Raw genomic sequence first — 401 nt, 5'->3', positions numbered from 1 at the left:
CGCACAGGCTGCTCGGCGACGACGCCCTGCTCGCGGTCGCAGGAGGCAGCGGCTGGGGCGACCAGCCCGAGCTGCACGACGCGGACGTCGTGCGGCTGGGCTTCGTCTCCGACGACGAGCTCGCGCGCGCCGGCGCGCAGCGCCTGACCGAGTTGAGCCGAGCCGTCGGCATCCCCCGCTTCCGGGATCTCCCGCACGTCGAGCCCGAGGACTTCCCGCGGCTCGCCGCCGCCAGCCTGATCAACGGCTCCACCCCCAGCAACGCCCGTGAGCTGACCGAGGCCGACTACCTGATGCTCCTAGGGCGCGCCTACGGGGTCTAGAAGTTCCCCCCCCCCCCGGGATCGGGAGGGGGGTCGGGGGTGGGGGGGCGACCCCCCTTGCCCAGCATGGCGTTCGAT

1 protein-coding gene is annotated in these 401 nt (G+C 74.1%); it reads left to right on the top strand.

The window, feature by feature from the left end; genetic code table 11:
* On the top strand, positions 1-323 hold a 323-nt coding region (locus I6F37_RS43155; RefSeq protein WP_225154856.1), incomplete at its 5' end, for an iron-containing alcohol dehydrogenase.
* Positions 324-401: the final 78 nt, after the last annotated feature.

It is taken from the genome of Bradyrhizobium sp. NBAIM08, assembly GCF_020193935.1.
Classification (GTDB): domain Bacteria; phylum Pseudomonadota; class Alphaproteobacteria; order Rhizobiales; family Xanthobacteraceae; genus Bradyrhizobium; species Bradyrhizobium yuanmingense.
Note: the sequence above shows the minus strand (reverse complement) of the source record. Positions and strands in the feature narration are given on the sequence as shown.